This window comes from Roseateles sp. P5_B10, assembly GCF_056400485.1.
Window position 1 is genome coordinate 1 of sequence record NZ_JBFULE010000423.1, and the last position, 4544, is coordinate 4544.

5 protein-coding genes are annotated in these 4544 nt (G+C 68.6%); all 5 read left to right on the top strand.

Going from position 1 to position 4544, the window contains the following annotated elements; genetic code table 11:
* Positions 1-324 precede the first annotated feature (324 nt).
* The gene (locus AC1DU6_RS20920) at positions 325-1053 is read left to right on the top strand and encodes a LiaI-LiaF-like domain-containing protein (protein WP_457325673.1); all 729 of its coding nucleotides are present in this window, start codon (positions 325-327) and stop codon (positions 1051-1053) included.
* Position 1054: 1 nt separating this feature from the next.
* Positions 1055-2119: a sensor histidine kinase gene (locus tag AC1DU6_RS20925; protein WP_477859316.1), complete on the top strand. Its 1065-nt coding sequence runs from the start codon at positions 1055-1057 to the stop codon at positions 2117-2119.
* The gene (locus AC1DU6_RS20930; protein WP_477859318.1) at positions 2116-2844 is read left to right on the top strand and encodes a LytR/AlgR family response regulator transcription factor; all 729 of its coding nucleotides are present in this window, start codon (positions 2116-2118) and stop codon (positions 2842-2844) included. The genes AC1DU6_RS20925 and AC1DU6_RS20930 overlap by 4 nt, the downstream gene beginning before the upstream one ends.
* Positions 2845-2949: 105 nt before the next feature.
* Complete coding sequence (locus tag AC1DU6_RS20935) at positions 2950-3459, top strand: gluconokinase (protein WP_477859320.1); 510 nt, start codon at positions 2950-2952, stop codon at positions 3457-3459.
* Positions 3456-4544 (top strand): MFS transporter (locus AC1DU6_RS20940; RefSeq protein ID WP_477859322.1); only part of this gene is annotated, 1089 nt, incomplete at its 3' end. The genes AC1DU6_RS20935 and AC1DU6_RS20940, both read left to right, overlap by 4 nt.

Genomic DNA, 4544 nt, shown 5'->3' on the forward strand with positions numbered 1-4544 from the left:
GGTCCAGAAGGCCACCAAGCAAGCCGTTGAAGTGGCCGAGTCCAACTTCCAGGCCGCGACCAGCCAAGCCGTCAAGGCCACGCAGACCGCGACCCGCGCCGCCAAGCGCGCCGCCTGATCCTCAGGCTCTCGCCTCCCGAAAGCCCGGTGCACCCGCACCGGGCTTTTTCTTTGCCCGGCGCAAGTGCACCGGGCTTTCTCCTTTCCGACATTCGCGAACCCGGCTGTTGATTCGTCGCCGGCTGGCGTCGATTCGCCGATTCGGCGGCTCGCCGGTTGCGACGGGCGTGTCTACTCATGCCATCGCAAGTCGAGAACCGCACCATGAGACCCAACCGCATCCGCCATCGCCCGCCGTACCACCCGGCACACCGCGTCGTCTTCGGGCTGGGCGTTATCGGCATCGGCACGCTGGCCCTGCTGGACAACCTCCATGTCTTCGGCATGCCGCTGCTGCGCACCTTCTGGCCGCTGGCCCTGGTGCTGTTCGGGCTGAGTCGCATCGTCTGGCCACGCCACGCGGGCAACTGGCTGTTCGGCATCGCCCTGGTCATCGTCGGCGCCGTGATGACCGCACAGAACCTGGACCTCGTCAGCATCCGGCTGCGCGACTGGTGGCCCGTCTTCATCATCCTGGCTGGCCTGTCCATCCTGGCGCGTGGCATGTTCCCGCGCTACCGCGGAGCAGGGGCTTGCGCCGACACGCCGTCGACGCTCGAGCACGGCGACCGCATTGCCATCGACGCAAGCTTCAGCGCCATCCGCCAGCAGAACGATTCGCGCGCCTTCAAGGGCGGCCGCATCGACGTGACCTTCGGCGGCGTCGAGCTCGACCTGCGCCAGGCCGCGATCGAGGGCCCTGAGGCCGTGCTCGAGATCTCGGCCCGCTTCAGCGGTGTCGAGCTGCGCGTGCCGCGCGACTGGCAAGTCATTGTCGACATCGCGCCCACGCTGGGCGGCGTGGAGGACCGTACGGTGCCGCCCATGAACCCGACGCAACGCCTCGTGCTGCGGGGCGACGCGATGTTCGGCGGCGTCGAAGTCAAGAACTGAAGTGCACCCGCTGCTGGTGCACCGGCGCGGCCTGGCCGCCTGCCTGCTGGCCGCCGCGTTGGCCGGCACGGCGCTGGCCGCGCTGCTGGGCAGGCAAGGCCCGGTCGACTTCGCCTGGGCCTTGGCCTGGGCGCTGCCGCTGAGCACAGTGCTGAGCTTTGTCGCACTGTCGCTGTATCACCTCTGCCGCAGCCAGCCCTTCGGTGCCGGCCGCTGGCCGCGGGCACTGGCTGCACGGATTGCGGCCGTGCTGCTGCTCGGCGGCGCGGCGCTCGCACTCGCGGCAGGCTGGAATGCAGCGGGCCTCGCCCTCGGCCGCCCGGCCGGCCTGGTCACGATGACCCCGGCGACCTGGGGCTTCTTGCTGCTGGCCAATCTCATCCTGCTGACGCTGTCGGTGCTGGCCCACGACCTGCTGCTGGCCGTCGAATCCGCGCAAGCCTCCGCCACCCGCGAGGCCGAGGCGCGGCTGCTGGCCCGCGACATGGAGCTGCAGCTGCTGCGCCTGCAGATCGACCCGCATTTCCTCTTCAACAGCCTGAACTCCATCAGCGCGCTGACCAGCTTCGACCCCGCTGGCGCGCGGCAGATGAGCATCGACCTGGCCCAGTTCTTCCGGCAGACCCTGGCGCTGGCCGGCCGCGAGCGCATCCGCCTGGAGGACGAGCTCGACCTCATCGGCCATTACCTCGCCATCGAGCGCCAACGCCTGGGCGACAAGCTGCGCAGCGCCATTGATGCGCCGCTCGAGACCCTGGCCGGCCTGCTGCCGCCGCTGACGCTGCAGCCCCTGGTCGAAAACGCCCTCAAGCACGGCCTGCGCGCGCTGGACGAGGGCGGCCTCGTGCAGATCCAAGCCCTGGTGCGCGACGGCTGGCTGCACCTGGCCGTGCGCAACCCCGTGCCCGCCGAACCCACGCGCGAGGCTGGTTTGGGCCAGGGCCTGCGCCATCTGCGCGAGCGGCTGGCCGCGCAGTACCGCGACCGTGCCCGTGTGAGCTGGGGCGCGACGCGCGAGGGCTTCGCGGTCGAGATCAGCATTCCATTCGAGAACGAGACGCCATGACGCTGCAAGCCCTCATTGCCGACGACGAACCCCTGGCCCGCCGCCTGCTGCGCGAGTTCCTGAAGGCCCACGCCGACATCGCCATAGCCGCCGAGGCCGATAACGGCCTGGACGCCGCCCGCGCCATCACCGAGCTCAAGCCCGACCTCGTCTTTCTCGACATCCAGATGCCGCGCCTGACGGGCCTCGAAGTGCTGGAGCTGACCGGCCGGCGCGACGGCGTCATCTTCACGACGGCACATGACCAGCACGCCATGCGCGCCTTCGAGCTGCATGCGGTGGACTATTTGCTCAAGCCCTTCAACCAGCCCCGCTTCGACACCGCGCTGACACGCGCGCGCCGCTTGCTAGGTCAGGCTCAGCCCGGGCTGGACAAACTCGTCTCGCCGCAGGCGCTGAGCCGTGTGCTCGTACGCGACGCCGAGCGCAGCGGGGGCATGCAGGTGCTGGCGGTCGACGCCATCGACTACATCGAGGCCCAGGCCGACAACGTCGCCTTCCACAGCGCCGGCCGCGACCACCTGAAGGCCCAGCGCATCTCGGACCTGGAGGCCCAGCTCGACCCCAGCCGCTTCGTGCGCGTACACCGCTCCTTCATCATCAACCTCACGGCGCTGCAGGCTCTGGAGAAGACGGACAGCGACGCCCACGTCGCGCGCATGAGGAATGGCAAGCGCATTCCCGTCAGCCGCAGCGGCTACGACAGGCTGCGCGCGGTACTCTGACGCTCGGCGCGAAGGCTGCGGCGGGAAAACACGGAGCGTCATAGGCGGCATTGACATTAGGATAGCGCTATCCAAAGCCCTCAGATCCGCTCTCGCTCGCGCCCCATGACCCACCTTGCGCCCGAATCCCTCGTCTTCATGGGCGTCGCCGGCAGCGGTAAATCCGCGCTGGGCGCTGCCGTCGCTCATAGAGCCGGCCGTGTCTGGCTGGAGGGCGACGACTTCCACAGCGAGGCCAACCGCCGCAAGATGGCCCAGGGCCAGCCGCTGACCGACGATGACCGCGCCGGCTGGCTCGCCGCGCTGTGCGAGCAACTGCGTTGCCACCCGCTAGGCGCCATGGCCGCATGCTCAGCGCTCAAGCGCCGCTACCGTGACCAGCTCCGCCAAGCCTCACCGGGCCTGCGCTTCGCCTTCCTGGATGTCGACCGGGCCGAGGCCCGCCGTCGCATCGAGGCACGCGGCGGCCATTTCTTCTCCGTCAGCCTGGTCGACAGCCAGTTCGAGACGCTGGAGTCGCCCGTCGGCGAGCCGGGCGTGCTGCACCTAGATGCACTCGCCCCGCTGGACCAGTTGCRGGCGCAGGTGTTCGCCTGGTTGCAGAGCACAGCATGAGCGCGCGCCCGCTCACTCGGCGCGAGATCGTCGGCTACGGCCTGGGCGACATGGGGTTCAACTTCTACTGGACCAACATCTCGACCTTCCTGCTGATCTTCTACACCGACGTGTTCGGCATCACCGCAGCCGCCGCCGCGACGATGTTGTTCGTCATCAAGATCTTCAACGCCTTCACCGACCCCATGATCGGCGCCTTCGCCGACCGCACGCAGACGCGCTGGGGCAAGTTCCGGCCCTATCTGCTGTTCATGCCGCTGCCGCTGGCCGTGATCGGTGTGCTGACCTATTCCACGCCCGACTTCGGCCCCACGGGCAAGCTGGTGTGGGCCTACGTGACCTACCTGCTCTTGATGACGGTCTACACCAGCGTCAACCTGCCCTACAGCGCCTTGTCGGGGGTGATCTCGGGCGACGCGCGGGAGCGCAATGCTGTCAACGCGTCCCGTTTCGTCTGCGGCTTTGCGGGCGGCACCCTCGTCACGGCCGTGTCGCCCCGGCTGGTGGGCTGGTTCGGCGGTGGCGACCCAGCCCTGGGCTGGACGCTGACCATGGTGTTCTGGGGCGTTGCCGCCGCACTGATCTTCGCCTTCACCTTCAGCGCGACGACCGAGCGCGTCCAGCCGGTACAGGCCGAGCCCTCCAGCGTGCGCCAGGACCTGGCCGACCTGCGCAGCAACCTGCCCTGGATCCTGCTGTTCTTCCTGGCGCTGATCATCATGCTCAGCATCACGCTGCGCATGACCAGCGCGGCCTACTACTTCAAGTACGTGGTCAACCGGCCCGAGCTTCTGGCCACCTTCATGCCGGCCTACCTGCTGGCCGCGGCGGCCGGCACGGCGTGCACGCCCTTCCTCACTCGCTTCATCGACAAGCGCAAGCTGCTGATCGGGTTGATGCTCGCTTCCACCGTGCTGTCGATGGCCTTCCTGTTCGTCGACGCCGATCAGATCGCGCTGATGTATGCGCTGCAGATCGCGCTCGGTCTCGTCCTCGGCCCGAAATCGCCGCTGTCCTTTTCGATGCTGGCCGATTCGGCCGACTTCAACGAATGGCGCAACGGCCGCCGCGCGACGGGCATGACC

Excerpts from the sequence above, each read along its gene's own strand:
- AC1DU6_RS20920 (WP_457325673.1), top strand. The coding sequence starts at position 325 with ATGAGACCCAACCGCATCCGCCATCGCCCGCCGTACCACCCGGCACAC.
- AC1DU6_RS20930 (WP_477859318.1), top strand. The coding sequence starts at position 2,116 with ATGACGCTGCAAGCCCTCATTGCCGACGACGAACCCCTGGCCCGCCGC.